Source organism: Bacillus sp. 11C (assembly GCF_055486375.1).
Genome location: NZ_JBUPVZ010000003.1, coordinates 296,624 through 320,922 on the forward strand (window position 1 = coordinate 296,624; position 24,299 = coordinate 320,922).

Below are 24,299 nucleotides of genomic sequence, written 5' to 3' on the forward strand. Positions count from 1 at the left end.
CCTCATGTAAAATGAAGGTTCTCTGTCCTGGCACCTGAAAGTTTACTTTGCATACGCAAAGACGTCCCCTTTGGTGGTTTGCGCATCCGCACAAACACTCTCCAGAGTTGCGTCGAGCAAGAGTTCTTTTGCCTGAGAGATTCACTCCGCAGTTTGCTCCTTCGGCGCCTGTATCCCGAAGTTCTCGGTCAGGTCTCTCCCCTTGCTGTCATTCGCTCATATTTTCATGCTGTTATGGACATACTATAGCAATATCTTACATCAAATACATACTCATATCCTACCACCATCACTATATGCTGGGCAACAGCAATTTGGGCAGATTTTTCTTATATTGTGCATTTTAAGAATCGAAGAATAAGAAAGGCGGTTTCAAAACAATGGACGCTGAAATGATCTACGATGCAAAATGGCCTGATGAATTCGCTGAAAGGCTTCAACATGATGGCCCGTGGGCGAACTGGGAACTGTACAAGCTTTCTGCAGAAATCCAGAAAACATTAGCCATTCCTGAATTTGAAGGCTTACGGGCCCCTTTATACCTGCCTTCCTTTACGCCGCTCCCGCACCAGCTTGAGGTTGCGCAAAAAGTGGTTGAAAAAATGAACGGGAAAGCGATTTTAGCAGACGAGGTAGGCCTTGGGAAAACGGTTGAAGCGGGACTGATTCTAAAAGAATATATGATTCGCGGTTTAGCCAAAAAAGTATTGATCCTTGTGCCCGCTTCCCTTGTATCACAGTGGGTCAAAGAGCTTCAGGAAAAATTTTTGATCCCGGCTGTTGAACAAAAAAAAAGCTATGTGTGGGAGCAATGCGATATTGTCGTCTCATCAATCGATACCGCAAAGCGCTCGCCCCACCGTGAAATCGTGCTGTCAATCCCATATGATCTCGTGATTATTGATGAGGCGCACAAACTGAAAAATAGTAAAACGAAGAACTATGAATTTGTCCGGAATCTCGTAAAAAAATATTGCCTGCTGCTTACCGCGACGCCAATTCAAAACCGTATTGAAGAAATTTTCAATTTGGTGTCCTTATTAAAACCCGGCCATTTAGGCAGTCAAAATCACTTTCAGGAAGAGTTCGCTAACAAGAAATCCAGTTTGGAAGCGCATGAGCATTTAAAAGATCTTGTGAATAAAGTCATGATCCGAAACAGGCGGCATGATACCGGGCTGACTTGGAAACAGCGCCATGTTGAAACAGTGCCGATTGAATTTTCTCCATCAGAGCAGGCGCTTTATGATGAAATTTCCCGCCTGAAAGAAGGCATCAATAAGCCGGCCAGCATGTTCTCGATTATGACATTGCAAAGAGAATGCTGTTCGAGCAGAGAAGCGGTATATATGACGCTGAAAAAAATGCTTGATCAAAAAGAAAAACAAGCACCGGCCATTGATGAACGCACCATTTCGGTTTTAATAGACCGCATCAACCAAGTCACACAAAACTCTAAAGCGCTGCAAGTCGTTGATCTGATCAAAAAGATAGACGATAAGGTCATCATTTTTACAGAATACCGGGCAACCCAGATTTACCTCCAATGGTTCCTTCAGCAAAACGGCATCAGCTCCGTGCCGTTCAGAGGCGGATTTAAACGCGGGAAAAAAGACTGGATGAAGGATCTTTTCCGCGAAAAAGTCCAGGTTCTGATTGCAACTGAAGCCGGCGGAGAAGGGATTAACCTGCAATTTTGCAATCACATGATCAACTATGACCTGCCATGGAATCCGATGCGTCTTGAGCAAAGAATCGGAAGAATTCACAGGCTCGGACAGGAACGTGACGTGCACATTTACAACATGGCGACAAAACATACTGTGGAAGAGCATATTTTAAAGCTGCTGTATGAAAAAATTCACCTGTTTGAAAAAGTGGTCGGCGAACTTGATGATATATTAACGAAAATTAAAGTGAACAATTTTGAAGAACATCTGCACGACATTTTGTGCCATTCAGCAACAGAGGAAGACATGAAAATCAAAATGGACAACTTAACTTCATTTTTGTCTTATAAAAAACAGCAACCTGCTGAAAAAAGAGGATCTTAGCCTGTAAGGAGGTTTTATAAGTGAGACAGCAAGAGATTCACGATTTTCTGCTTCGTTTTTTTCAGGCAAACAGCTGCCCGATCGTCGATCAAGGTTCCGGCTATATGACAGTGCAGCTTACAGTTGAAATGGACAAACAGATCATGAACCGCCCTTTCTACTGGCACTGGCGCGAGAAGACAGGCGGCGATCCGAATCCAATGAAAATCACTTTGATTACAGATAAGGAAACTGCTCCAAAAGACCTAGATGGCGAATTTATTTATTTTGGGGCGCCGCGCCTCTTTCAAATTTTTAAAGCTGTTAAACAAAATGGGAGATTTACCAGAATGTATGAGAAAATTGAATCAGCCGGAGCCAAAGTCCCACTTCAGCCTTGGCTTGGTATAAATGTCACGATTTCATACCAGTCCGACATGAAAAAGGATAAGCTATTGTCACTAGGTCTTCATCTAGTCTCTGGAACCATAATTGAACATTTTCAAAGTAAGCTGACACACCTTTCACTGACGTCGCAAATATGCGACTATTGCTTCACCATATCGCCTATGATCAAACCAGCAAGCGGCCTTACGCGGATGGAAAACTATATTGCTAAATCCGCCATGCAGGAGCCGTCAGACTGGGCAGAACAGGCGGTAAACAGGTGGAAGAATGATATGTCATTGCTTGACAAGTTTTATGAGCATATAGAAGAAAAACCAGAAGAGTATCATCTAGAAAAACAGGCGCTGAAATCCTTGTATCAACCAAAGATATTGGTGGAAATTGAAAATGGCGGATTATTTTATTTGCAAAATAATATTTCAAGCTAACTTTTTTACCATTCGACATCGTTCTCGTTTTTTTTGAAAAAATGCGATTATAATAAAGGTATACTGGAAAAAAATTCTGGCAATTTCAATGGCAAATGACTTCCAGAGACGCTGAAGGCATACAATGAGTCATGGCCGGACTGGCTGAAATACATAAACAAGTATTTTAGGAGGAGAAACTGCATGAAAAATGCAAAACAAGAGCACTTCGAATTAGATCAAGAATGGGTTAAATTGATGATGAAAGCCAAAGAGGCAAATATCAGCCCGGAAGAAATACGAAAATATTTACTTTTAAACAAAAAGTCTGCTCATCCTGGTCCGGCAGCCAGAAGTCATACCGTAAATCCTTTCTGAATGTGCTATAATATCACAAGGAAGGTGATGACATTGATTGGCCAGCGTATTAAACAATACCGTAAAGAAAAAGGCTACTCACTATCAGAACTAGCTGAAAAAGCTGGGGTAGCGAAGTCTTATTTAAGCTCAATAGAACGAAATCTACAAACGAACCCCTCCATTCAATTTCTCGAAAAAGTCTCCGCTGTTCTGGACGTCTCGGTTCATACTTTGCTCGATGAGAAACATGAAACCGAATACGATGGTCAATTAGATAGTGAATGGGAGAAATTGGTTCGCGATGCAATGACATCCGGGGTATCGAAAAAACAATTTCGTGAATTTTTAGATTATCAAAAATGGAGAAAATCCCAAAAAGAGGAGTAGTGCCTGAGCAGAGGCACTGACTCCTCTTTTGTCAATAAACATCAAGATGGCCCAGTATATCAATACTGGGCCATCTTGATGTTATTCATTTTAATCCTCACTGTGCGCTTTTTCATTTTCTTTAATGTAACCGTCTTTATCAGTATGTTCCTTTTTGACTGTCAAGCCGTTCCACTGTGTCGCTTCGAATGAGAATTGAAGCTGCACTGAGTTGCCTTGATATTTATTTTGAACCATTAGCCCGTTTTCGTCTTTTGTTTTATCGTCTTTGAATTGGATCTCCATTTGGACTTGGTCAAAATCAATCGGTGTCTTTGGAACACCATCATATTCAGGAGCGGTTGTACCGTCAATTGTTGCTACATTGACTTTACCGCTTGCATGTAAGAATTTAGGGTCAATTTGTTTTTTGATTTTTTCAGTAGCCGCTGCATCATTTTTAGCGGACATCAAATACAAGTCCTTGAGGTTTGCATCATCTAAAATAATATTTTTCGGGTATCCATTGCCGCCCTCTTTTCCAACTGTCAATACTGTCACCTCAAACTGGCTGAGAAAATCTTCTGCTGATGTATTGCTGCCGCCGTTTGCTTTAAATTCACCGTAATTCAGCGCCATTAATACTTCTTTGATCGCAAGTGAGCCGTTATTTTCAAATTGGAAGTCTTTCGTCAATTTGTCTCCCGGCTTTAGATTTGATAGGTTGACACTTGCTGAATTTTCTTTAGCAGATAAATCAAGTGTACCTGACGCAAAAGTAGCATCCGTTGATTTAATGTCGTTAAATGCTGCCCATGTTCCTCCTCCTACTAAAGCTAATCCTAATGCCGCCGAAGCCACTCCTAAACTTAATTTCTTTTTCATACCCATGGCAAACTCCCCTTTTATTGAATGATTTTATATCGAAACCTGTTGCCAGGTTTACAACTGAAGTTAAGTGGACATGGTGCTGTCCTTTGTATCTGTTTCCAAAGCTTTTGTCTTTCTTTCAATTTCTCTAATAGCGCTTGTGATCGTCACAAAAGCGTACATCAGCAGCATCACGCCCGGTACAATCAGTAAAACAGCGGTTCCGATTGGCTGACTGGCAAAATGAAGCATATAGCCGGCATACGGAAGCTGAAAACCCGTATATTGCGCGCGGACATTTTCTTCCGATACTAGCGCTGAATCAGCTGCGGCGTTATTGTCCCCTTTTGTTTTAAATAACAAATGGTCTCCTTGCTTCGTTACGTCAACAATCCTGTGGGTGACCGCCGTATTTGCATCCTGCATAAATGTAATGACGTCACCCTTTTGGAGCTCTTTCACATCGGTGATTTCCTTGACCAATATTAAAGAACCTGTGTTGAACTCGGGCTCCATTGAACCCGAGAGAACTGATTTCAGCGTGTATCCAAACACTGCGGGCTCTCCCCCGGATGAACGTGTTGATATCACGACAAGCGTAAGTACAATAATGAGAGTAAAGATGATCACGTAGAGAATATTACTGATCAGCTTCATTGCTTTTTTCATCCTCTTCCCCGCTTTCCTTCACAACTGATTGAGTACCTTTTTCTTCCGTTACTGCTTCTTGAGATGCATCCTCTTTATTTGGTTTTTCTTGCACATCCTTTTGCGGTGTTTCCTTCTCCTTTTTGACGGCAGGCTTCGTTTCTTTTTTCAGGACTGTCGGTTTTTCATCGCACCTTGCAAGCGTCATTGGCTCCGACCACTCAAATGTACTGCCGTCTGCCGGATAGCCAGCCGGTTGATATACTTTAAATGCATAAATGCCGGGTTTCATTTTTTTCTTCGTCTCAATTTTATAAAGTGAATCGCCGGTTTGATTGGAAACGAATCCTTTTTCGATCACGTTCCCATCCTTTAACGGTTTGCGGGCATTTTTCAGCTTATGAAGCTCCCACTTCCACTTTGATTTCTTCAGTTTCTCACCTGTATTTTTAAGCTCAGCAAATAAAGTGACAGGTGAGCATACAGTGCCTTTTGTATCCGTTTGATCTGACAGATGCAAATCACTTTGGTCCCAGCGTTTATCGTAATGGCAGTTTTTATCTGTATGCTGAAAGTCTTTACACGTTTGAAGCGAAACATTAAATGTTTCTATATCATGAAAAACAGCGCTTGTATCACCGGAAAATTGTAAGCATATCGCGGCAGTCAGACTGAAAATGACTGAAAGCTGAAAAAAAAACAGAACTTTTAGTTTCGTCTTCGCCTTTTGCTGATTGCGGAACAATCGAAACATATCTTACCTCCTGTAAAACACTGTAACTTAATATCACAACTGTTCTCTTTAAAGAACTACACAAATTGAGTATAATCAACGTTTAATGGATTGAAAAACACCAAAATTGACCGTTTAGTTCGTTTAAAAGAACATTTCCATCATCTTACTAAGTCTTACTCAGTATTGCTCATCTTTTTGAAATTTTTAGATTGTTATGTGAGAAAGTAAATGCATATCCAAGTTCGATTTGGAAATCATAAACAAGAAAGGGTGACAGCATAATGTTCAAACAGTGTGTGATTTGTCTTTCTCTTCTCGTTTTCGGCACCCCTGCCGCTCACGCAGAAGAAGTGCCGCTTATAACCGCCCGTCACATATCTAAATGGGAAGAGCTTGCAGTAAAAGAAGCAAAAAAAAGATACCCGCTCGCACAGGTACTGTTCAAACAAAAAGTATGGGACCGCAAAAGAAAAGATGAGGCAGTGAAGCAATACCATTTAACCCTAAGAGAAGGATCAAAGGAATTCGGCGTATTTGTCACGATTTCATTCAATCCCTATAGCCAAAAGGTTAATAAAATTGCCATATTAGAAGAATATCAATAAGGTCCTCCATTTTAGAAGGACCTTATTCGCTATAGCAGTTCAATTATTTTTTTCGCTTCAGCCATAACCTGAAACCATAGGGTAAAATACCGAACCACTGCTGTGAGGCAGGTGTTTTTGTTTCTTTCCGCACCTCTTTTCGTTCTTTTCGTTCATCTTTCGGAGTATCTATATATTTGACAAATTGCTGAGTCATGTATTTGACATAATCATTTGTTTTCACGTGATCACCTCATCATTCAATTATTATGAGTGTTGGCTCACAGGACTTTTTTTATACCCTTTCTTTGCTTTATTCTGTCCAGCTCAGCAGTTGTTTCTGTTTTTGATCAAACACTAGCTGTGCAGTTCTTTCTGTTCCCGACTCCGTCATGGCTTTTAAATTGATTTCTTTTTGCTCTTTTATCGATGTATCATGAATGTCATAAGAAACCTGCCCATATGTAAACTGCTGTGAACCCTTTTGGCCTTTCCGTTGCTCAAGAATATGCCGAATAGACAAAAGCGCGCCATTCTGAAGTAAATTCTCTCCTGTGTAAAACTCTTTTATTTCCTTTTCAAACATGCAGCGTGAAATATATTGAGCAGCAGTAAAGTTCACGATCAGCAGTACAAGCGCGGACACAAAAAGAACAGCGGGATAAACAAACCCTCTCGTGCGGTACATTCACCCTCCTCCTAAATACCGATAAACCGGAAAAGCAGTTTGATACACTTTTTGATTCTCACTCTCAATTTTTAACAAAACCATCCCATTTTCAATATCGGCTTTCATGACTGTAATATGATCTAGTATCGGAACATGCCCTTTGCCATCTACCCTTTTTCTTATCATTGAATGATAGGTTTCAAAACGGATGTCTTGCCCGGAAAGATTGGTGCAAATCAATACGCTCCCATGCGCAGTTGTCTTGACTGCGCGAGACTGCTTGCACTCGTTCATCATCTGCTCTACCGAAATCATCCATTCTTGCTCTGTGAAACCGTCATGTCCCTGTTGGCGTGACAAAAATAGATGGAAGATCATAGCTAACGATCCTGATATGAGTAAAAAGACAGAAAGCGAAAATAATACGTTAAGAAGCGTATAGCCAGTCTGTCCGCATAATGCTGAGGCAAAATGGTTTTTCTTTATAAGCTGCTGCTGAGATGCATACGTTTTGATCATGACCCTCCTCCTCCCACTTCAGCGCATAGATCTTATTGTTCTTTATAACCGTTTTTGAAGCATCTCTTTCACCAGTCATTATATATTCGCCAATGCTTTCATTCATTATCTGGTAACCGGTATCTCGTGATTCCGCCATCTTTTCATCAGCTATCAGCTTGCTCCACATGGGAATGACTATCAGCAGCAGAAACAGCCACAGACTTAGCGCAGACATTGTTTCTATTGTAGAAAAACCTTTATTTTCTCTCCACATTGACTCTCCCGCTCCCTAAATAAACTGTTATGTCGTAAGCGGCATGTCCTTTTACTCGTATTTTTCCGCCTGCATTCGGATGCCCTTTCTCATTAAATTCCAAACGGTCTTTTAATGTCAGCGGCTCTATAGAAAGTCCTGTTGGATAGGGACGTTCAATCACCGTATCATCCATGACTAATTGATAGTCTTTTCTCTGAAAGAGAATTTTCGTTCTTTGATGACTGGACATTGCAGTCTGCTGTGCAAGCATAATATCGTTTTTCAGCTGCCATGCCGCCTGACGAACCGCTGTATTGCCATAAACAGGAGGAAGTGCGGTAAACACGGCAATCAAGAGGATAGAGGCGAGGCTTAACACAAGTAAGCTTTCTAAAAGAGTAAATCCCTCCTCCTCGTTTAATTTAATGTTCAACCTTAACTTCTCCGCCAGTGATGACAATATGCTTCCCATCAGGACAAACCGCATCCTTTTTCACATAGCCCTCTGACTGTAAATCGGCAAGGTTCGGTGTCTGTCCTTCATGATCGAGCTCATATGCAGTCATTTGTGCCTTAATCATGTTTTGCAGGCCTTCACAACCCTTTTTCTGAATGGTTTGATTATGTTTCGTGACGTTCGGTATCGTAATTAAAAGCAAGATTGAAATAATAAAGAGCACAATTAGCATTTCAACAAGAGTGAATCCTTTCTCATTCATCGGCCTCTTCCTTTCACATTTGATTCATCATCTGATACATAGGCAAGAGCATAGACAAATACACAATTAAGATCATCGCAGCAACAAATCCATAAATCATAGGCTGAAGGATGCCTGTCCATTTCTGCGCCTTGTGTTCCAGCCGCTGCAATATGAACTGGCTGTATGTGAAAAGCTCCCTGTCTAGGCGGCCGCTGAGCTGGCCGTGAGATATGACTTTTGAAAAATCTGTTTCATAAAAAGGGCTGTCACAAATAGCGGCTTCAATAGATTCACCAGCTTTTAACCGTTCAATCACTTGCTCAGCCTCGCAGCGGTAGAAAGGGAGAAACGATTGATGTTTAAATGCATTAAGGCTGTCATAAATTGAGAGGCCTGATTTTAAAAGGCTGCTTAGCTGCAAAGAAAAAAAGTAGCTGTTAAACAGCCTGACAAGTTTTCCAACTAAAGGTATCCTGACACAAATAAGCATTTGCCGGGCAGGTGACTTTTTCTTAAACACCAACCAATAATAAAGCCCGATACCTGCTGCAAAAAGAGCCGCCAAAACGACCATCAGATCAATATGCTGAAAACAAGCGAAAAGCATATCGGTTGAACGTGAGGTTTCCATATTCATCGATTGATAAATACCGGAAAACTGCGGAATGATGATGGACTGTAACATATAAAACATGACAGCGACTGTAAAGATGAGGAAAAGCGGATAGCGCAGCACCCTTTTCAGCTGATCTGCCTGTGCGATTTTTCGTTCCAGCAGCTCTCCGCTCTGGATCATGGAAGCAGGCAATTCACCATGTGTTACAGCAAAATAACAAATACCTATGGCTTCCTTATGAAATGACAAACTCTTTAATACTTGATAAAACGGAGCCCCTTCCCTCAAACGAGTGACCGCGTCAGCCAAGTCGGCCACCTGCCTCTTATTCATCTGAAGCTCCATCAGGCGTAATCCATCCAGAAGCGTATATCCGCCCGCTATCATTTCACCAAGCCGCTTTAATAACAAGGCTTGATCCTTTAGCGGCCAAGTTTTTCTAATCTGTTTCATGATAAACCCACCGGTCATAGTTGTTTGTCGTCAAATAGCCAAGTGCAATTCCTTTTCTAATAATTTGACGCAGTGTTTGATATTGGTAATTTGCATGATTGCCTTTTGCCTCCTGAATACACTGCTGAAGGTTTTTTCCGTAAAGCAGCTCATAAACGCTTGCTCTTCTGGTGTTTCGAGACTGGTGGCAATACACCGATGAACATCTGTTTTCACAAAACGGGCAAGCTAAATCAACCAAGCGCTGAGCCGCTATCGCAATGACGGTCTGTTCGATTTCATTCATATTGATGCCGAATTCAAGCAGCCTGTAAATCGCGCCCTTCGCATCTCTCGTATGAAGGCTCGTCAGCACCAAATGCCCCGTCATCGCTGCTCGCACGGCAATTTTAGCTGTTTCCGCGTCTCTGATCTCACCTAAAATAATCATATCCGGGTCATGGCGCAAAATAGCCTTCAGCCCTGCCGAATATGTCACACCGGCTTTTTCATTCACCTGCACCTGAAGAACATCCTCGTCCCTTGTTTCAACAGGGTCTTCCAGTGTGACAATATTTCGATTAAAGTGTTTTTTTGCATATTGAACGAGAGAGTATAATGTGGTGGTCTTCCCTGAGCCAGTTGGACCGGTAAAAATGAGCATGCCGTGAGAATGTTTTAAAAATGAAAGTAAAGTGGCTCCTGTCTTCGGAAATAATGACAGTTTATCAATTGATGGGATATTATATTGAGGCATCACTCTGATCACGAGGCTTTCTTCATTAATAGTGGGGAGCGTTGACATTCTTAAATGAACATTTCCCTTTCCCAGTTTTAACGTAAGCGAACCATTTTGCGGCTTTCTCCTTTCCCCTATGTCCATCGCTGAGAGAAATTTAAAATGTGAAATCAGTCTTACGCACTCTTCTTTTTTCATGTTCCTTTTTTTCAGCAAGGCGTGATCTACCCGAAAATGAATGATGGCGTCCCGCTCCCTCGGCACAATGTGAATGTCAGAAGCCTTTGTTGAATACGCCTCTTCAATCAAGGTTCTGCTTATCGTTTCTATTGAATCCAATTTGATTCCCTCTCCTTTCAATGCGTATTGTAGAAAAATAAGGACTGGTTATCAAACGGAGAAAAAGTGATTTTCCGGAGATGTTATATGCCGAAAAATCAATTTCTGCTGACAGAAAAGATTGTTTCAGCTGAATGTTCCTCCTTGATTTCATTATTTTTCTTAATGAAAAAGCAGGCATGATGATCATCATGCCTGCTTTCCTCTATCTTTCATTATGCTGATTTAGAAATTTCACTTAATGCTTCTCCGGCTTTTTGGTCTGTATTTTTCTCAACGGAAAGATCGCCTAATGCAACAATACCGGCAATTCGTTCGTTTTGAAGAATCGGTAAACGGCGGATTTGGTGCTCTGCCATAAGCTGACTCGCTTCTTCAGCAGACATATCAGGGTGGCCGGATACGATGTCAGCGCTCATGATGTCTCTTGCTTTTGCATCCATCTGATTCTCAGCTAAGCATCTCGTCACAATATCCCGATCAGAAACAATCCCCTTAAGTGTGTCGTTTTCACAGACTGGAATAGAACCGACATTGGAGTCTTTCATCTGTTTCGCTAGTTCTGTGATTGAAGCGGTTGGTTCACAGCATTCTACATTCTTCGTCATAATGTCTCTTATTTTCATTTCCATTCCTCCTTTACCGTGTTCTATTTATTTTTTATCCGCTGCACAAAAAATGAAACATCCTACAGTGTCTGCCTTTTTTGAGATTTCTTTTTCTTCTTTCCCTCTTGCAGCATATCTCCCGTCCAGCCTTTCTTCTTCAAATAGAGGTAGATCAGGACCGTAGACGTGCCAATCAATAAGAGCGAAAAGAGATATCCGTATTTCCAATTCAGCTCAGGCATCACTGAAAAGTTCATCCCCCAGAGGGCCCCAAGTGCTGTAACCGGCGTAAAAAGCGTCGTGAAAATGGTCAGCGCTTTGAATATTTCATTTCCCCTGTGAGAGGTAATGACTTCCTCTGAATGCAGCAGACTATTAAGCTCCCCTTCAAATTCACTGATGTATGTAAACCCCCTGTCAATTTTAAGTTGTGTCCGCTGATAAACCTTTTTATCTTCATTTTGAGACAAGAAGGTTTCTTTCAATGCCATTTCAATTTTTTTAGTGTTTAGGATTAAGTTTTTCCAGATCATCAGCTCATGGTGCAAGAGATGGACACGGTTTAAAATGCTTTTGCTATTGTCGTCTTTGATTTGCCATCTGAGCTTTCTCAGCTTTACTTCAAATTCATCTAAACCGATTAGATACACATTCATTAACTCGCCGAGAAGGATCAAAAATCCCTCCATGGTACTATTCGCTCTTTCCATTTGCTGGACAACTTGTTTTCCCTTAATCCCATTCAAAATCGAAAAATCAAAGTTTATTGTAAAAAAATATTGTCTGGTAATATAAAAGTGAAAAACGGTATGGTCTTTTTCCTCACCCAGCCCCTGATCATATACAATTGAGCCAAATACTGCTTCATTTTCCGTTTCAGTTGTGTCCACACGCAAAAAGTTAATATGATGGTTATTTTCAAACCACTTTTCGCATTGAGGCCAGTGAGAAAAATGGATCAGATCTCTTGCCTTATCTCTTTCCTGAGGCCCCATTTGGTACCAAAACCAATCCTTTCCCGTATGTGCCTTCATGTCAAGCTCCTCCAAACTTTTGTTCTTTTGTTCTTTAATTGCCCAAGAAAGGCCTTGCTAAACCAGTCAGCCGCTTCAACACATGTTTTGTGAGCATTTTCCTGTGGTATGGAACATAGAAAGACATCGGAAAAGGGAGGTGCATGCCTTCCTTGGAGAAGGCAGTTGTTTTGGAATTTGTCAATTTACTAGCAGTCGCTATTCTCATTTTGTTAACAGGATTTTTTGTTGCCGCAGAATTTTCAATCGTAAAAGTGCGGCGTTCCAGAATTGATCAGCTTGTCGCAAAAGGAAAGAAAGGCGCTAAAGCAGCAAAGCATGTCATCACTCACCTTGATGAATATTTATCAGCCTGCCAGCTGGGCATCACAGTGGCAGCTTTAGGATTGGGCTGGCTGGGAGAACCGACCGTGCAAACCTTGCTTCGTCCCCTTTTTCATAAAGCAGGCTTGAATGAGTCGCTCACCCACCTTCTTTCACTTGTCATTGCCTTTTTAGCGGTGACGTATTTAAATGTCGTCATAGGGGAGCTGGCGCCAAAGAGCTTCGCCATTCAAAAAGCAGAAAGCATTACATTGATGCTTGCCAAACCGCTTATTTGGTTTTATAAGATCATGTTTCCATTCATTTGGCTGCTGAACCACTCTGCCCGGTTGATTACAGGGTTGTTTGGGCTGAAGCCGGCATCAGAGCATGAACTGGCGTATACAGAGGAAGAACTGCGGGTTCTTTTAGCTGAAAGCTATAAAAGCGGTGAAATCAGAAAAAGCGAATTAAGGTATATGGATAATATCTTCACCTTTGATAAACGAATGGCAAAGGAAATCATGGTGCCGCGAAATGAAATGGTCAGTTTGTCACTTGATGAAGACTCAATCCCAAGTCTGCAGGAAACAGTGAAGCAAACAAAATATACACGGTACCCAGTTGTAAGAGAGGATAAAGATAACGTTATGGGCGTAATCAATATGAAAGAAGTGCTGTTTTCAATGCTGACGAAAGATTTTTCACTGAACAAGCAGCATATTGAACCTTTCATTCAGCCCGTTATCCATGTTATTGAGACAATTCCTATTTATAAATTACTGCTGAAAATGCAAAAGGAACGCACCCATATGGCGATTCTCATTGATGAATATGGCGGGACTTCCGGTTTGGTCACTGTCGAGGATATTATCGAAGAAATTGTAGGAGAAATCCGTGATGAATTTGACGAGGATGAGGTGCCTCATATCCGCGAGCTCGGAAAGAATCACTACTTATTAAATGCAAAGTTATTAATCAGCGATGTAAACAACCTGCTTGGAACAGATTTATCAGAAGCTGAAGTGGACACCTTGGGCGGCTGGTTTCTGACACAAAACATAGACGCCGAGGCTGAAAGTGTGATTGAATACGATGGCTACTCTTTTAAGGTAAAAGACATTGACAGCCATCACATTTTATTTATAGAAGTTAAAAAAGCTGAATAGCCCAAGGGAGGCTGTCCAGCTTTTTCCAGAATGAACATATTTGTGATTGTTCAGGGTATCATGATTCTTCTATCTTAAATCCTTTATTGGCCAGGGCTTTAGCAAGGCTTTGCTCGGTTTTCACATTCGAAAAATCCAGACCCAGCTTCACCACAGTTTGGGCAATTTCTGGCCTGATTCCTGAAATAATCGTCTCAATTCCGAGTAGTTTGGTGCTGTCAATCACTTTGAAAATTTGATAAGCCACCATTGTATCGACGATGGGAACGCCCGAAATATCTAAAAATAAATAGGATAGTTTTAACGCTGAGCACTGCTGCAGCACCGACTCCAAAATCGTCCTCGCTCTGTACGTATCAATTTCACCGACAAGCGGAAGAATCCCTATCCCCTCAGAGATCGGCATAATCGGCGCACTCAATTCATTAATCATTTCTTTTTGTGCGTTTAATTGTATCATCGTGACCTGGGAATATTCTTCAGTAAACACTTCGATGATCTCATCAATGGTTTGATTCAAGATCCGGCTCCACTCATAAATGTCCTGAATGCTGATTTCTTGAGAAGAGGCTTCGCTGAATGTCTGAATCCATTTAAACATGATGTGCCTGAAGGCGTTAAGTTGGCCGACGCTTTCTGTTACAGTCACTTCATGAACGGCACGGTCTCTGGCGCATTGAAGAGACCATCGATTGAGCTCATCCTTTACGTCTTCTGCTTTACTAAGGGATTTCGCCACGATGGTCACTAATGATTCATGCTGGTCTTTTAACTTTTGTTCTAATTTTTTTTGCTCTTTATCGGAATGCAGCCAACTTCCTTTTGACGCGCAAGTTTCCAGCCATTGTTTGATAATATCTTCTTTGTGCTCTGTTACATGCTGATCAAGAGCTATCATCTTAATGAGCTACCTCCTGTTTTTTTGAAAAATATGTGTTTCCTATGTATAATGCGTCTTCCTCAGCACATACTATGTTTACATTCGATGGGCTATAGCCAAGCGGTAAGGCAATGGACTTTGACTCCGTGATCGTTGGTTCGAATCCAGCTAGCCCAGTTTCTGAACAGGTGAAAAACCGAAGATAAGCTGATTCATAAAAATCAGCGGATCTTCGGTTTTTCATCATGCAGATTGATGAACCGTTTTCTTCTTCGATAGCTTCAACAGTTCTCCCGGATTATAACCGATCACCAGCTTTTTGTTGTCCACAAGAATCGGACGTCGCAAAAGCTTCGGCTTCTCGATTAAAAGTTCCAGCACCTCATTTACCGTCATCTCTTCGATGTTTAGATTTAAATCTTTGAAGGTCTGGCTTCTTGTCGCTAAAATTTCATCAATACCTTCTGTCGTTAACGATAAAATGTACCTTAATTCTTCTATTGTCGGGGTTTCTCTGAATAAGTGCCGTTCGTTAAATTCAATTTGATGCGCTTTGAGCCAATGTTTTGTTTTTCGGCATGACGTGCAGCTTGGATATGAGTAAAAAATTAATTGTTCCATTCGTTTTTTCCTCCTCAGTTAACCATCTCTTTGTAGAATAACTACCCGGATCATTTTTTATTTAAACCATTTAAAGAAATTTTTTTCGGATTATTTTTAAAAAACCATTCATATAATAGAAAACACAATCAAAGGAACAAATTCCATTTGTATAACAATAATGAAAATGTTTACATTTCTAGGTGTGATCTATTATAATAACAGTCAGAGGGACTCTCGGGAGGGGATAAAAATGAATCGCATGTTCCGGGTGTTAGGATTTTGGACGGGAATTTTTGCAGTCATGTTTTATTTGGGTGATATGAAAGATGCTTCCCTATTGTTTTTTGGACAGACGATCCTATTTGTATTTCTATCGTATTTGAACTTAACTGAACGCATGTATATTTATATTTTTGGCGCTTATTTAACGATTTTCTTTGCCGGCTTTACATATTACTCAATTTTTATTATGGTGCCCGGCGGCGGAGGCCATTAAATGCAAAAAGAGACAAACCTTATCGGTTTGTCTCTTTTATTACAATGAAAACCCATTTAAAAACGGATTTTGATCCTGCTCATTCTGCACGTCTGTTTCAGGGCCATGGCCGCTTAACACCAGCGTGTGCTCCGGCAGCGTAAGCAGTTTTTCATGAATGGACGTCAGCAGCGTCTCTTGATCGCCGCCTATCAAATCCGTACGCCCTATGCCGCCTTGAAACAGGACATCTCCGGAGATCACCAAGTCTGCATCCTTCACGTAGTAAGAAACACTGCCTGGCGAATGTCCCGGCGTAAATAATGTTTCCAAATGAAACGGTCCGATATTGAGCTCACCGTCTCCTTCAATCAGATGATCTGCAGGCTTAGCTGTGATTTCTATCCCTCTCAGCATGCCGGAGCCGTTTAAAGAGGCATCCGTAAGCCAATTCTTTTCATTCTGATGCAGGTAAACAGGGATATCCCATTTTTCTCTCACTTCATCCAGCGCTCCAATATGGTCGAAGTGGGCATGTGTAAGCAAAATGGCTAAAGGCGTCAGTCCTTTATCTTTTATGTATTGATTGATTTTATTTTCTTCTCCGCCCGGATCAAAAATCAGGCATTGATCATCATTGATGAGAAAATATGCGTTCGCTTGAATCGGCCCAACTGGCATTCGTCTCCATTTCACTATGATCACCTCTTTCTTTTTATGCTCCTATTATGAGGGTTTTTGAAAAAAGATTCAAACAATCGCAATGAAAACGCTATCGACAAACCTCTAAAAAACAGGTAGAATAAAAATGGAAAGAATTGCAGGTTTTTCAATGTAAAGGGGGCTGCGTAATGTTACTTGTCGTGATTTTCGGCCTTGTCGCTCTTTTCGCTTTATGGGGAGTCTTGCGTTCTGTTAAAAATAGAAATACACTTGGATTTTTAATGGCCGGAGCCACCTTATTTGTCTTTGGCTGGTTTACGGTGATGACCGTGATAAACAGCGGTTATCCAACCGCACATTAAAACCTGTATCCCATTGGATACAGGTTTGTTTTTATTGCTGTAAACGTTTATTGACACTTTCTATTTTGCTTTCAAGCGTCGTTTTTTTGTCACGTCTGTCATCAATTCGGATGTTTGTTGCCACTCTGTGCAACCCTTTTTGAAACGGTGCTTCGTGAATTTCCTGAATAACTGTGAAAAGGTCACTGAGTTCTCCCTCGATCAGCGTGTTCATCGGTGTCAGCTGATATTTGATTTTCCCTTCTGCTTGATATCCTTCTAAAATTTTTTGGACATCGGCCACGTAAGCACTCACACTAGGTGTTTCCGTTCCGATTGGGATAATGGTTACATCTGCGATAGCCATCGTTATTCCATCTCCTTTTGTTCAATGATGAGTTGCTTCATTTCATGTGATTCCAATAAAATGATCCGTTCAAAATGAAAGCCGTATAACGCATATTTCCCGTTCGGAGAAATTTGTATTGGCTCCATTTCCGGCAGAGAGAAAAGGTCTTTCGACTTTCCCGATGCCACATTTACAGTTGCGAGCTTATATGCATCGCCGCTTTCTTTAAACGTATAAAACAGGCCTTCTGCTTCATCATAATCATACTCCATCGGAGCCAAACTTGTATATTTCGTTTGGAGCGGCCATTCCGCTGTAACTGGCGATTTTGTTTGCGGCGTATTAAACTGATACGTCCCTTTTTGTTCGGAAGCTGATTTGACAGTAAAACTCATTTGATGGAAAGAATCAAAGAAAAGAACATCATCCTCGAGCTTTTCTTCCGTTTTGGAGGCCGTATCGAACGTATATAAAGGCCCTGACTTATCCTCTCTTCCCTCTTTTACATAACCAAATGTATTTTTGGATGTCCAATGAATAAATGGAACCTGTACCGGACTTAAGGAAGACTCGTCTTTTTTGGCATTCACCTGATATGTATGGAAATCCCAGTTTTCAGAGAATACCGTAACCATCATTTGATAAGGATCATACTGGTTCCAGGCAGCCTCGAGCTCATACGTTTCGTATTCTTTTTGGTAAAGTGTCTCTCCTTTTGCATTAAGCAAAACCACTGCTGTCTTTTGGCTGTGCGTAACTTGCAGCAGAATCATCTGCTTTCTCGGATTGATTTGAACATCAACGATTTGGCCATCCGTCCGATAAAGCTTTTTCGCTTTGCCGGTATAGATGCGGTACGAAAAAAGCTCTGTTTTCGTCGGATCGGACGCGGTATATAAAATTGTGCTGTTATTCAGCCAGCCTTCAGCTCCGTCCGCTTTTTCCGCGGAAAGCGGAATGATGTCTTTTTCCTCATCTTTTGCCGCCGATGCTTGTTTTTGCTGCTGATGAGATGGTTCGCATGCCGTTAAACTAAACAGCAAAGCCGACAGCAGAATGAAACAAACTGATCTCATCAGCCTTCCCCTCCGATCATCTTTATTGTCGCATATTTGCTGCGACAGAAAAAAGAAAAAGTTTTCAGTTACTCATGAAAAAATAGCGACCTCCACAAAATGCCGTTTGTCGCATTATAAATATGTGAAAACTGCTGAAATGGCAAAGGATTTTGACCTTTTCCAAGTTCCACCGTATATCCTTCTTTAAAATAATAGTGAATAAACCAATCGCGAAATCCCGCATAGCTGTCTATATCCCTTATCCCTTTATAAATGTTCCCGCTTAACTTCTCAAAATCCTTTATGACTGCAACAGATTCTTCAGGTTCAAGGCCTTTGTAGCCCCAATAAATTTCTTCTCCCTGAGTATGGAGGGCCAGCAGTCTGTCAGGCGGATTCTCCGTTATCAGACGGTACATCGCGATGGATTCCGGTTCCGTAAGCGGAGTGATTCCCGGAAAATCGCGGTAGGTCGGTGCTGTCGGTTTGCGGTGTTTCTCAATTTCCCATAATGACGGAAATTGTTTATTTAAATCAATGCCGTTTATGTTTGCCTTCCATTCATTAAAATTCGGACGATGGCCATTTAGCCGTTCGAGCTCTTCTTTCCTGGTTCCCATGCCTTCTGATCCGTTCAAGACAAGATCAACGCCATCCGGATTGACAAGAGGAACGAGAGACAGAGATGTGCTGCTGAACAGCTTCATGGGAGAAAAGCCGAAGAAAGGCGAGTTGCAGCATAATGACATGCAGTATTCCTTAAACCATTTCAGCAGGACAGACGTGGTGATCCACTCATTCGCATGAAACGAGGCGTTCATATGAACCTTTTTTACAGCATGCTCTCCACCTGTCTTCAGCTCCCAGATTGGTCTGCCAAGTACAGAACGGCCAATTTTTCGGCATGAAACAAAGGGAAATACATCAATAATCTTCTTTACTTCCTTTTCAACACCTGCATCATCATAGATTTTTTCTTGCTCTATCCAGTTATCAGAAAGATCAAGCTGCCGAGGCTGTAAAAAGCTCTTGATCTCCTGAATGGTTTGAAGCTCCTTATCGTTATTCTCTTCAATCAAATAACCTGGACAATACAATTGGTGCTTCTGTGCGGAGCAATTTGCGCTTTTAAGCAGTTCCTCGTCTATCTTCAGTTCTCTCGCCACTCTGGTCAAGTTGTGCTTGATCTCAGGTTTCACCGTAATAAACGCCATCATCATCCCCCTTTTTTGTTACTATATGACAGCGTGTTTAAAAAAAGAAAGCCTCCCGCCACTTTGTTGGGGGAGACATTGTGATTACGATGCCTGATCGAGCATTTGTTTTTCTTTTCGTTTTGACGAATTGTCCAGCCTTTTCTGATCATAAAAACGCAACAAATCACCATAGATGATTTCATCAGAAAGTGACAGCTCCTGTTTCGCTTTATCAGCAAATGCTTCACATTGTTTTGCCTCTTTTAGCGGGTTACCGGTCTCTTTGTCATAACAAACACCGTCAGTATATACAACCTGATCCGTGATAAAACTTCCGTCCCGGAGCACTGTAAAGTCCATTTTTTCCTCTGAAAGCAGATCATTGCCAAATTGAATTTGATCTTTCGTTTCAATTCCTAAAAGATTCATCAGCGTCGGCCTGATATCAATCTGTCCGCCTACTGTTTCAATGGTTTGCGGCTTTTTATCAGTAATACCGGGAATATGAATGACAAGCGGCACCTTTTGGAGCTGTACTTCTTCAAATGGTGTAATCTCTTTCCCTAAAAATTGCCCCATCGCTTCATTATGGTTTTCCGATATACCATAATGGTCACCGTATAATACGATAATAGAGTTGTTGTATAATCCGTCTTCTTTCAGCTTTTCGATAAACCGTTTCAGCGCCTCATCCTGATAGCGTACTGTCGGGAAGTATTTATTTAGCGTCTGGCTGCTTGAATCATATCGATCAATCAATTTGTCCTCTTCATCAAGATCAAAAGGGAAGTGGTTCGTCAGTGTGATCAGCCTCGAGTAGAACGGCTGAGGCAGATTTTTCATCAGCTCTGAAGATTGCTCAAAAAATTCTTTGTCCTTCAGTCCCCAGCCGACTGAATTTTTGTCAGTTACATCATAGGCATCACTATCTAAAAAAGAATCATATCCAAGCGATTCATACATTAAATCACGATTCCAAAAACTTTTATTATTAGCGTGAAGTACAGCTGAATAGTAACCGCTGTTTTTCAGAATCTCAGGTGCGGCTCTGTATTCGTTGCCTGCATTTGTAAAAAACACGGCGCCTCGTCCAAGCGGATACAGTGAATTGTCCACGATAAATTCAGAATCCGATGTTTTCCCCTGGCCGGTTTGGTGGTAAACATTATTGAAATTGTAGCTCTGTTTTATAAAGTCATTCAGAAAAGGCGTGATTTCTTTTCCATTCACCTTTTCATTGACCACAAAGCTTTGCGTCGACTCTAAGGATACGAGAATGACGTTCCTTCCTTTTGCAGCGCCGAATAAACTTTTGTTGGCGTCTTTCGCATTAGCGGTTACGTAGTTTTCAATTTCCGTCAGGCTATTGCTGTCAGCCAAGGCTCTTTGTGCAGACTGCTTCGACTGAAGAACACCGTCGTAAATATGAAAATTAAACAAACTGATGTTTTTAACAAGCATTTCTCTGTCAAATGAACGTGTCAATAGCTGAGGTCTTTCTGCTTCAGACAAGCCCAAATTGAAGAAATAAACAGAAGCAACAAACAGAAAATATGCCGCCCGTTCATTTTTCGTGGAGGGAATGTCCGATTGAAAAGCTTTTTGCCCAATGTGAAGCCATATTAAAACCGCAATATCTACAGCCAATAGGAGGTCTGTCGGCTCTAGAAGTGTTCCGATGCTGCTTCCGAGATCACCCATATTGCTCGTTTGAAAAAGAACAGGAATCGTTAAGAAATCATTGTAGAAACGGTAAAAAACCATATTTGCCAGCAATACAAACGTGACAAGACAGCTCATCGCAATCATGTAACGATTTCTGTTTTTGCCTTTTAAAAACAGGCTGAAGCCAAAAATGAACAGCAAAAAGCTCAATGGGTTGATAAACAGAATAAATTCCTGCGTTAGATTGTCGATTTTAATATGAAAACTGGTTTTGTAAACAGCATACGTTTTCAGCCACATCAATAAAATGGCAATCAGCATAAATGAAAACTTCGAAAAAAACGTTTTTCGCATTTCAACCTCCTATGCAGCACGCTCAAAAAATCAGTCTATTCCTAACATTCTCATTATCACATCAATTTAAATCTTAACCTGAACATAACAAAAAATCAATTTCATTTACACAATTTTAACAATTTTGGTGTTTCATCCATTCGTTTTTAGCGATCCAAGCGCCGCCGATAACGCCGGCATCATTTCCAAGTGTAGCAATTGAAATATCAGCCGCTTCTGCCGCCCGCGGAAACGCGCATTTGCGGAATGTTTTCTCGACTTTTGATCTCAGCAGTTCTCCAGCTCTCGAAACGCCGCCGCCCAGAACGATTTTTGACGGATTAAGCGAGCTTGCCAAATTTCCGAGCACCAAACCAAGGTGTTCGGATACATAATCAATGACTTCAAGGGCAATTTCGTCATTTTCACCCGCCGCTTCAAATACATCCCTCGCTGACAATTGTTCAGATGCTTGTATACGTGTCGTCTGCTTAGCATCTGCAATTTTCTCTTTTGCAATTCTTACAATCCCGGTTGCGGACGCTATTGTTTCGATACAGCCCGTTTTTCCGCAGTTGCAAGGCGCTCCGCCTTCAGGAATGCTGCAAATATGGCCAATTTCCCCGCCGGCGCCATTTATGCCATGTACAATTTCACCGTTTACAATGATGCCGCCGCCAACTCCTGTGCCAAGCGTCACGAGAATGACGTCTTTTGCGCCGTCACCCGCTCCCTTCCACATTTCCCCGAGCGCAGCAATATTCGCGTCGTTTTCTATCACAGCCGGGATGCCGGTTTCTGTCTCCAGATGGTTCTTTAAAGCATAGTTTTTCCACCCCAGATTTACTGTTTCATAAACGATTCCTGCCGCCATATCTACAGGACCTGGTGCGCCCATTCCGATGTATTTAATGATATGCTTCGGTTTTTGCAGCTCATCCAGCTTGCTGTCGATTGTTTTTGCAATCGTAACGGTAATGGTATCGCCGGTTTTATCAGTCGGGACTTCCCACTTATGCTGAATTTCACCATATTGATTAATAAAAGCGAGTTTAATCGTCGTTCCTCCCAGATCAATGCCTGCAAACCATATCTCGTCCATTTTTATCACCTTAGCCTTTACATCTTTCGTTTTTTTGTTTGTTCCAATTCTTTTCGAAGGACAGCTGCCGCTTTGGCCCATTGCTCCTTCTCAATGATGTGGTTCATGTATAATTCCTTTAATTCATCCAGCATAAACTCTATTTCAAGCTCTCTGTCTCCAAAATAAACAATGTGGCCAAACGTTTTTAACAGCTGCTGCACATCATAAAATGTATTCATTTTTCCTCACCATTCTTGATCTTAACTATCATAAGCGTATTCATATAGATGCAGCCGGTCAAGAAGAAAACGCTGACAAAAAAGTCAGTCTCCCCCCTCGGCATATTCCTTATGATTCTTTATTGTTTTCAATTTGTCGCTGCAGCTCTTTATAGCGCTGCTCCTTCGGCTCTAGGTTTACAGCCGACTCGATAGCCTTTCCTGCTTGATCAAGCTCATTTTTTTCCGCATACAGAAAGGCTAAATAGTAATAGGAGGCATGATCTTTAGGTTCTTTTTCCACTGCTCTTTCCAAAAGGGAAATCGCCTGATCATATTCACCGATTTGAATATCTGAAACAGCCAGAATTTTCAATAGATCAACAGAGGCATCTTTTTGCTCCGCTTCTCCGTTCAGCAATTCCGTTACTTCTTTATACTTTCCTTCCTGATACAGCTCGCTTGCCTGCTGAATCAGCGCCGACTCCTGATGGGACGGCGAATGCAATCCGTAGTATAAAAACCCGGCCGCCAAAGCAAGCAGCAAAACCGCTGACAATAATCTTCTTGCCAATGCTCGGGCTTTGGGCAATCCTAGTGCGGCAGCTGCGAAAAAACCGCCAATCAAGCCGCCGATATGTCCTGAATTATCAATATTCGAAACCGCAAAACCAAAGCCCAGATTGATGATAATAATGACGATAATATTGGTTCCGATCGTTCTAAAAAACATTTTCCGATTTGACAAAGCTATATACAGCAATGCACCTAAGCATCCGAATATGGCTCCTGAAGCGCCTGCTGAAGGATACGGGCTGAACACAAAGCTTGCGATCGAACCCGTAATGCCAGCAGCCAGATAAATCAGCAAAAATCTGCCCGATCCGTACATCCGCTCAACCGCTGTACCGACCGACCATAAAGCCAGCGTGTTAAACGCTAAATGCGCAATGCCGATGTGAAGCACAATCGGCGTCAAAAGCCGCCACCATTCTCCAGCTGCAATCAGGCTGTTTTCCTTTGCTCCAAAAGCGACAAGCGTCTCCGTATTTGTACTGCCCCCGTTTAATTCAAGCAAGAAAAACATCAAGATCTGAAGCGCGATGAATAAATATGTAAAGATTGGTTTTCCGTTTTGAAAAACCGCCGCTTCATTTTTTCTCTGTTCTTCTTGTTTCAGTACTAGCGAAAGGAAGCGTTCTCTCGCCATTTGCGCGTCTTCAAACGAAGCGCGGGCTTCTGTGCATTCTTCTGCCGGAAATGATGGAAAAACAGCTTGAAGATCATCACGGAGCATCGTTCTCCTCACGATCGCCGGCTCAACTGATACAGGCCCCTTCTCAAAAGGCTTTTCGGCGATCTCTTCCCAGTCATCAACAGGGGCTTCCGCTGAAAAAAATACATTCAGCAGCTTCATCTGACGTTTGCCCATCGACGCCCTGATTCGTTCTACTCGTTCAGCCTGCTCTTCTATGTCTCTTGCCATTTCCTGGCGAAAATCAATATCATGTTTATATAGGCGAACCAGATCATAAGAGGACTTGTCCGGTGCTTCCAGCCACATTTCATCTGACTCACTGGCTTGTATAACGCCATACCCGCTTTTCACTAGGTGCGCCGCAATTTTCCAATATGTATACTCCAGTAAATACAT

Annotated in this window: 31 protein-coding genes, 1 tRNA gene and 1 riboswitch; of the genes, 9 read left to right on the forward strand and 23 right to left on the reverse strand. The window is 41.7% G+C overall.

Annotation, left to right across the window (positions count from 1 at the left end; translation table 11 throughout):
- Positions 1-110: 110 nt before the first annotated feature.
- Positions 111-212: riboswitch (glycine riboswitch) on the reverse strand.
- Positions 213-380: 168 nt separating this feature from the next.
- The 4 genes from ACY3LV_RS06500 (at position 381) to sinR (ending at position 3,595) form a co-directional block, all read left to right on the forward strand.
- Positions 381-2,054: a DEAD/DEAH box helicase gene (locus tag ACY3LV_RS06500; protein WP_464863556.1), complete on the forward strand. Its 1,674-nt coding sequence runs from the start codon at positions 381-383 to the stop codon at positions 2,052-2,054.
- A gap of 20 nt (positions 2,055-2,074) precedes the next feature.
- A complete protein-coding gene (locus ACY3LV_RS06505; RefSeq protein WP_148962040.1) occupies positions 2,075-2,869 on the forward strand; it encodes a YqhG family protein in 795 nt (264 codons plus the stop codon).
- A gap of 183 nt (positions 2,870-3,052) precedes the next feature.
- On the forward strand, positions 3,053-3,226 hold the full coding sequence (gene sinI, locus ACY3LV_RS06510; protein ID WP_087990694.1) for an anti-repressor SinI: 174 nt from the start codon (positions 3,053-3,055) through the stop codon (positions 3,224-3,226).
- A 33-nt stretch (positions 3,227-3,259) separates the two neighbouring features.
- Positions 3,260-3,595 (forward strand): transcriptional regulator SinR, encoded by a 336-nt coding sequence (gene sinR / locus ACY3LV_RS06515; protein ID WP_003226345.1) that lies wholly within the window; start codon positions 3,260-3,262, stop codon positions 3,593-3,595.
- 90 nt (positions 3,596-3,685) lie between these two features.
- Here sinR and tasA read toward each other — a convergent pair whose 3' ends face one another.
- From tasA to tapA, 3 genes are all read right to left on the reverse strand, one after another.
- Positions 3,686-4,465 carry a biofilm matrix protein TasA gene (gene tasA, locus ACY3LV_RS06520; protein ID WP_148962041.1) on the reverse strand — a complete coding sequence of 260 codons (780 nt, stop codon included), beginning with the start codon at positions 4,463-4,465 and terminating at the stop codon, positions 3,686-3,688.
- Positions 4,466-4,528: 63 nt separating this feature from the next.
- Positions 4,529-5,101 carry a signal peptidase I SipW gene (gene sipW, locus ACY3LV_RS06525; RefSeq protein WP_333517416.1) on the reverse strand — a complete coding sequence of 191 codons (573 nt, stop codon included), beginning with the start codon at positions 5,099-5,101 and terminating at the stop codon, positions 4,529-4,531.
- Positions 5,085-5,846 carry an amyloid fiber anchoring/assembly protein TapA gene (gene tapA, locus ACY3LV_RS06530; RefSeq protein WP_464863557.1) on the reverse strand — a complete coding sequence of 254 codons (762 nt, stop codon included), beginning with the start codon at positions 5,844-5,846 and terminating at the stop codon, positions 5,085-5,087. Before tapA ends, sipW begins: the two co-directional genes overlap by 17 nt.
- A gap of 260 nt (positions 5,847-6,106) precedes the next feature.
- Here tapA and ACY3LV_RS06535 point away from each other — a divergent pair, with 260 nt between their 5' ends.
- Entirely contained in the window at positions 6,107-6,433 is a 327-nt protein-coding gene (locus ACY3LV_RS06535) for a YqzG/YhdC family protein (RefSeq protein WP_333561620.1), read from the forward strand.
- Positions 6,434-6,476: 43 nt separating this feature from the next.
- Here ACY3LV_RS06535 and ACY3LV_RS06540 read toward each other — a convergent pair whose 3' ends face one another.
- The 10 genes from ACY3LV_RS06540 to ACY3LV_RS06585 form a co-directional block, all read right to left on the reverse strand.
- Positions 6,477-6,656 (reverse strand): YqzE family protein, encoded by a 180-nt coding sequence (locus tag ACY3LV_RS06540; RefSeq protein WP_087990697.1) that lies wholly within the window; start codon positions 6,654-6,656, stop codon positions 6,477-6,479.
- A 69-nt stretch (positions 6,657-6,725) separates the two neighbouring features.
- The gene (gene comGG, locus ACY3LV_RS06545) at positions 6,726-7,100 is read right to left on the reverse strand and encodes a competence type IV pilus minor pilin ComGG (protein ID WP_148962044.1); all 375 of its coding nucleotides are present in this window, start codon (positions 7,098-7,100) and stop codon (positions 6,726-6,728) included.
- Entirely contained in the window at positions 7,101-7,601 is a 501-nt protein-coding gene (gene comGF / locus ACY3LV_RS06550) for a competence type IV pilus minor pilin ComGF (protein WP_464863558.1), read from the reverse strand.
- Positions 7,510-7,857: a competence type IV pilus minor pilin ComGE gene (gene comGE / locus ACY3LV_RS06555; protein WP_464863559.1), complete on the reverse strand. Its 348-nt coding sequence runs from the start codon at positions 7,855-7,857 to the stop codon at positions 7,510-7,512. The genes comGF and comGE overlap by 92 nt, the downstream gene beginning before the upstream one ends.
- A complete protein-coding gene (gene comGD / locus ACY3LV_RS06560) occupies positions 7,841-8,272 on the reverse strand; it encodes a competence type IV pilus minor pilin ComGD (protein WP_148962047.1) in 432 nt (143 codons plus the stop codon). The genes comGE and comGD overlap by 17 nt, the downstream gene beginning before the upstream one ends.
- Complete coding sequence (comGC, locus tag ACY3LV_RS06565) at positions 8,262-8,558, reverse strand: competence type IV pilus major pilin ComGC (RefSeq protein ID WP_414956703.1); 297 nt, start codon at positions 8,556-8,558, stop codon at positions 8,262-8,264. Before comGC ends, comGD begins: the two co-directional genes overlap by 11 nt.
- Positions 8,559-8,571: 13 nt before the next feature.
- On the reverse strand, positions 8,572-9,609 hold the full coding sequence (gene comGB, locus ACY3LV_RS06570; protein WP_464863560.1) for a competence type IV pilus assembly protein ComGB: 1,038 nt from the start codon (positions 9,607-9,609) through the stop codon (positions 8,572-8,574).
- On the reverse strand, positions 9,596-10,666 hold the full coding sequence (comGA, locus tag ACY3LV_RS06575; RefSeq protein ID WP_333561591.1) for a competence protein ComGA: 1,071 nt from the start codon (positions 10,664-10,666) through the stop codon (positions 9,596-9,598). The genes comGB and comGA overlap by 14 nt, the downstream gene beginning before the upstream one ends.
- Positions 10,667-10,881: 215 nt before the next feature.
- Entirely contained in the window at positions 10,882-11,292 is a 411-nt protein-coding gene (locus ACY3LV_RS06580; RefSeq protein WP_333517117.1) for a CBS domain-containing protein, read from the reverse strand.
- A gap of 62 nt (positions 11,293-11,354) precedes the next feature.
- On the reverse strand, positions 11,355-12,308 hold the full coding sequence (locus ACY3LV_RS06585; protein ID WP_333561589.1) for a magnesium transporter CorA family protein: 954 nt from the start codon (positions 12,306-12,308) through the stop codon (positions 11,355-11,357).
- Between the two features lie 143 nt (positions 12,309-12,451).
- Between ACY3LV_RS06585 and ACY3LV_RS06590 the strand changes: the two genes are divergently transcribed.
- Positions 12,452-13,780 (forward strand): hemolysin family protein, encoded by a 1,329-nt coding sequence (locus tag ACY3LV_RS06590; protein WP_464863561.1) that lies wholly within the window; start codon positions 12,452-12,454, stop codon positions 13,778-13,780.
- 58 nt (positions 13,781-13,838) lie between these two features.
- On the opposite strand, the gene ACY3LV_RS06595 is transcribed toward ACY3LV_RS06590, so the two are convergent.
- Positions 13,839-14,678, reverse strand: coding sequence for an STAS domain-containing protein (locus ACY3LV_RS06595; RefSeq protein ID WP_464863562.1), 840 nt, complete (start codon positions 14,676-14,678; stop codon positions 13,839-13,841).
- A gap of 88 nt (positions 14,679-14,766) precedes the next feature.
- On the opposite strand from ACY3LV_RS06595, the gene ACY3LV_RS06600 reads away from it, so the two are divergent.
- A tRNA-Gln gene (locus tag ACY3LV_RS06600) sits at positions 14,767-14,837 on the forward strand.
- A gap of 66 nt (positions 14,838-14,903) precedes the next feature.
- On the opposite strand, the gene mgsR is transcribed toward ACY3LV_RS06600, so the two are convergent.
- Positions 14,904-15,281, reverse strand: coding sequence for a transcriptional regulator MgsR (gene mgsR / locus ACY3LV_RS06605; protein WP_087990709.1), 378 nt, complete (start codon positions 15,279-15,281; stop codon positions 14,904-14,906).
- A 232-nt stretch (positions 15,282-15,513) separates the two neighbouring features.
- Between mgsR and ACY3LV_RS06610 the strand changes: the two genes are divergently transcribed.
- Positions 15,514-15,759 carry a DUF2626 domain-containing protein gene (locus ACY3LV_RS06610; RefSeq protein WP_003226300.1) on the forward strand — a complete coding sequence of 82 codons (246 nt, stop codon included), beginning with the start codon at positions 15,514-15,516 and terminating at the stop codon, positions 15,757-15,759.
- 39 nt (positions 15,760-15,798) lie between these two features.
- Here the strand turns inward: ACY3LV_RS06610 and ACY3LV_RS06615 are convergent, their stop codons facing one another.
- Positions 15,799-16,434: an MBL fold metallo-hydrolase gene (locus tag ACY3LV_RS06615; protein ID WP_333561586.1), complete on the reverse strand. Its 636-nt coding sequence runs from the start codon at positions 16,432-16,434 to the stop codon at positions 15,799-15,801.
- A gap of 155 nt (positions 16,435-16,589) precedes the next feature.
- Here ACY3LV_RS06615 and ACY3LV_RS06620 point away from each other — a divergent pair, with 155 nt between their 5' ends.
- The gene (locus ACY3LV_RS06620) at positions 16,590-16,763 is read left to right on the forward strand and encodes a DUF2759 domain-containing protein (protein ID WP_148962055.1); all 174 of its coding nucleotides are present in this window, start codon (positions 16,590-16,592) and stop codon (positions 16,761-16,763) included.
- A gap of 31 nt (positions 16,764-16,794) precedes the next feature.
- Here the strand turns inward: ACY3LV_RS06620 and ACY3LV_RS06625 are convergent, their stop codons facing one another.
- From ACY3LV_RS06625 to yqgP, 7 genes are all read right to left on the reverse strand, one after another.
- Positions 16,795-17,109 (reverse strand): MTH1187 family thiamine-binding protein, encoded by a 315-nt coding sequence (locus tag ACY3LV_RS06625; RefSeq protein WP_148962056.1) that lies wholly within the window; start codon positions 17,107-17,109, stop codon positions 16,795-16,797.
- Positions 17,110-17,111: 2 nt separating this feature from the next.
- A complete protein-coding gene (locus ACY3LV_RS06630) occupies positions 17,112-18,167 on the reverse strand; it encodes a YqgU-like beta propeller domain-containing protein (RefSeq protein ID WP_148962057.1) in 1,056 nt (351 codons plus the stop codon).
- A gap of 68 nt (positions 18,168-18,235) precedes the next feature.
- Positions 18,236-19,366 (reverse strand): M14 family metallopeptidase, encoded by a 1,131-nt coding sequence (locus tag ACY3LV_RS06635; protein ID WP_464863583.1) that lies wholly within the window; start codon positions 19,364-19,366, stop codon positions 18,236-18,238.
- An 81-nt stretch (positions 19,367-19,447) separates the two neighbouring features.
- Positions 19,448-21,364: an LTA synthase family protein gene (locus ACY3LV_RS06640; protein WP_148962058.1), complete on the reverse strand. Its 1,917-nt coding sequence runs from the start codon at positions 21,362-21,364 to the stop codon at positions 19,448-19,450.
- A 115-nt stretch (positions 21,365-21,479) separates the two neighbouring features.
- Entirely contained in the window at positions 21,480-22,445 is a 966-nt protein-coding gene (glcK, locus tag ACY3LV_RS06645; protein ID WP_333561583.1) for a glucose kinase GlcK, read from the reverse strand.
- 17 nt (positions 22,446-22,462) lie between these two features.
- Complete coding sequence (locus ACY3LV_RS06650) at positions 22,463-22,666, reverse strand: YqgQ family protein (RefSeq protein WP_333561582.1); 204 nt, start codon at positions 22,664-22,666, stop codon at positions 22,463-22,465.
- 109 nt (positions 22,667-22,775) lie between these two features.
- Positions 22,776-24,299: a rhomboid protease YqgP gene (yqgP, locus tag ACY3LV_RS06655; protein WP_148962060.1), complete on the reverse strand. Its 1,524-nt coding sequence runs from the start codon at positions 24,297-24,299 to the stop codon at positions 22,776-22,778.

Excerpts from the sequence above, each read along its gene's own strand:
- glcK (WP_333561583.1), bottom strand. The coding sequence starts at position 22,445 with ATGGACGAGATATGGTTTGCAGGCATTGATCTGGGAGGAACGACGATT.
- tasA (WP_148962041.1), bottom strand. The coding sequence starts at position 4,465 with ATGGGTATGAAAAAGAAATTAAGTTTAGGAGTGGCTTCGGCGGCATTA.
- ACY3LV_RS06610 (WP_003226300.1), top strand. The coding sequence starts at position 15,514 with ATGAATCGCATGTTCCGGGTGTTAGGATTTTGGACGGGAATTTTTGCA.
- ACY3LV_RS06650 (WP_333561582.1), bottom strand. The coding sequence starts at position 22,666 with ATGAATACATTTTATGATGTGCAGCAGCTGTTAAAAACGTTTGGCCAC.
- ACY3LV_RS06580 (WP_333517117.1), bottom strand. The coding sequence starts at position 11,292 with ATGAAAATAAGAGACATTATGACGAAGAATGTAGAATGCTGTGAACCA.
- tapA (WP_464863557.1), bottom strand. The coding sequence starts at position 5,846 with ATGTTTCGATTGTTCCGCAATCAGCAAAAGGCGAAGACGAAACTAAAA.
- ACY3LV_RS06620 (WP_148962055.1), top strand. The coding sequence starts at position 16,590 with ATGTTACTTGTCGTGATTTTCGGCCTTGTCGCTCTTTTCGCTTTATGG.
- comGE (WP_464863559.1), bottom strand. The coding sequence starts at position 7,857 with ATGTGGAGAGAAAATAAAGGTTTTTCTACAATAGAAACAATGTCTGCG.
- yqgP (WP_148962060.1), bottom strand. The coding sequence starts at position 24,299 with ATGTATTTACTGGAGTATACATATTGGAAAATTGCGGCGCACCTAGTG.
- ACY3LV_RS06585 (WP_333561589.1), bottom strand. The coding sequence starts at position 12,308 with ATGAAGGCACATACGGGAAAGGATTGGTTTTGGTACCAAATGGGGCCT.
- sipW (WP_333517416.1), bottom strand. The coding sequence starts at position 5,101 with ATGAAGCTGATCAGTAATATTCTCTACGTGATCATCTTTACTCTCATT.
- mgsR (WP_087990709.1), bottom strand. The coding sequence starts at position 15,281 with ATGGAACAATTAATTTTTTACTCATATCCAAGCTGCACGTCATGCCGA.
- ACY3LV_RS06635 (WP_464863583.1), bottom strand. The coding sequence starts at position 19,366 with ATGATGGCGTTTATTACGGTGAAACCTGAGATCAAGCACAACTTGACC.
- comGC (WP_414956703.1), bottom strand. The coding sequence starts at position 8,558 with ATGAATGAGAAAGGATTCACTCTTGTTGAAATGCTAATTGTGCTCTTT.
- comGB (WP_464863560.1), bottom strand. The coding sequence starts at position 9,609 with ATGAAACAGATTAGAAAAACTTGGCCGCTAAAGGATCAAGCCTTGTTA.
- comGF (WP_464863558.1), bottom strand. The coding sequence starts at position 7,601 with ATGATCAAAACGTATGCATCTCAGCAGCAGCTTATAAAGAAAAACCAT.
- ACY3LV_RS06630 (WP_148962057.1), bottom strand. The coding sequence starts at position 18,167 with ATGAGATCAGTTTGTTTCATTCTGCTGTCGGCTTTGCTGTTTAGTTTA.
- ACY3LV_RS06595 (WP_464863562.1), bottom strand. The coding sequence starts at position 14,678 with ATGATAGCTCTTGATCAGCATGTAACAGAGCACAAAGAAGATATTATC.
- ACY3LV_RS06640 (WP_148962058.1), bottom strand. The coding sequence starts at position 21,364 with ATGCGAAAAACGTTTTTTTCGAAGTTTTCATTTATGCTGATTGCCATT.
- ACY3LV_RS06625 (WP_148962056.1), bottom strand. The coding sequence starts at position 17,109 with ATGGCTATCGCAGATGTAACCATTATCCCAATCGGAACGGAAACACCT.
- ACY3LV_RS06500 (WP_464863556.1), top strand. The coding sequence starts at position 381 with ATGGACGCTGAAATGATCTACGATGCAAAATGGCCTGATGAATTCGCT.
- sinI (WP_087990694.1), top strand. The coding sequence starts at position 3,053 with ATGAAAAATGCAAAACAAGAGCACTTCGAATTAGATCAAGAATGGGTT.
- comGG (WP_148962044.1), bottom strand. The coding sequence starts at position 7,100 with ATGTACCGCACGAGAGGGTTTGTTTATCCCGCTGTTCTTTTTGTGTCC.
- ACY3LV_RS06590 (WP_464863561.1), top strand. The coding sequence starts at position 12,452 with ATGCCTTCCTTGGAGAAGGCAGTTGTTTTGGAATTTGTCAATTTACTA.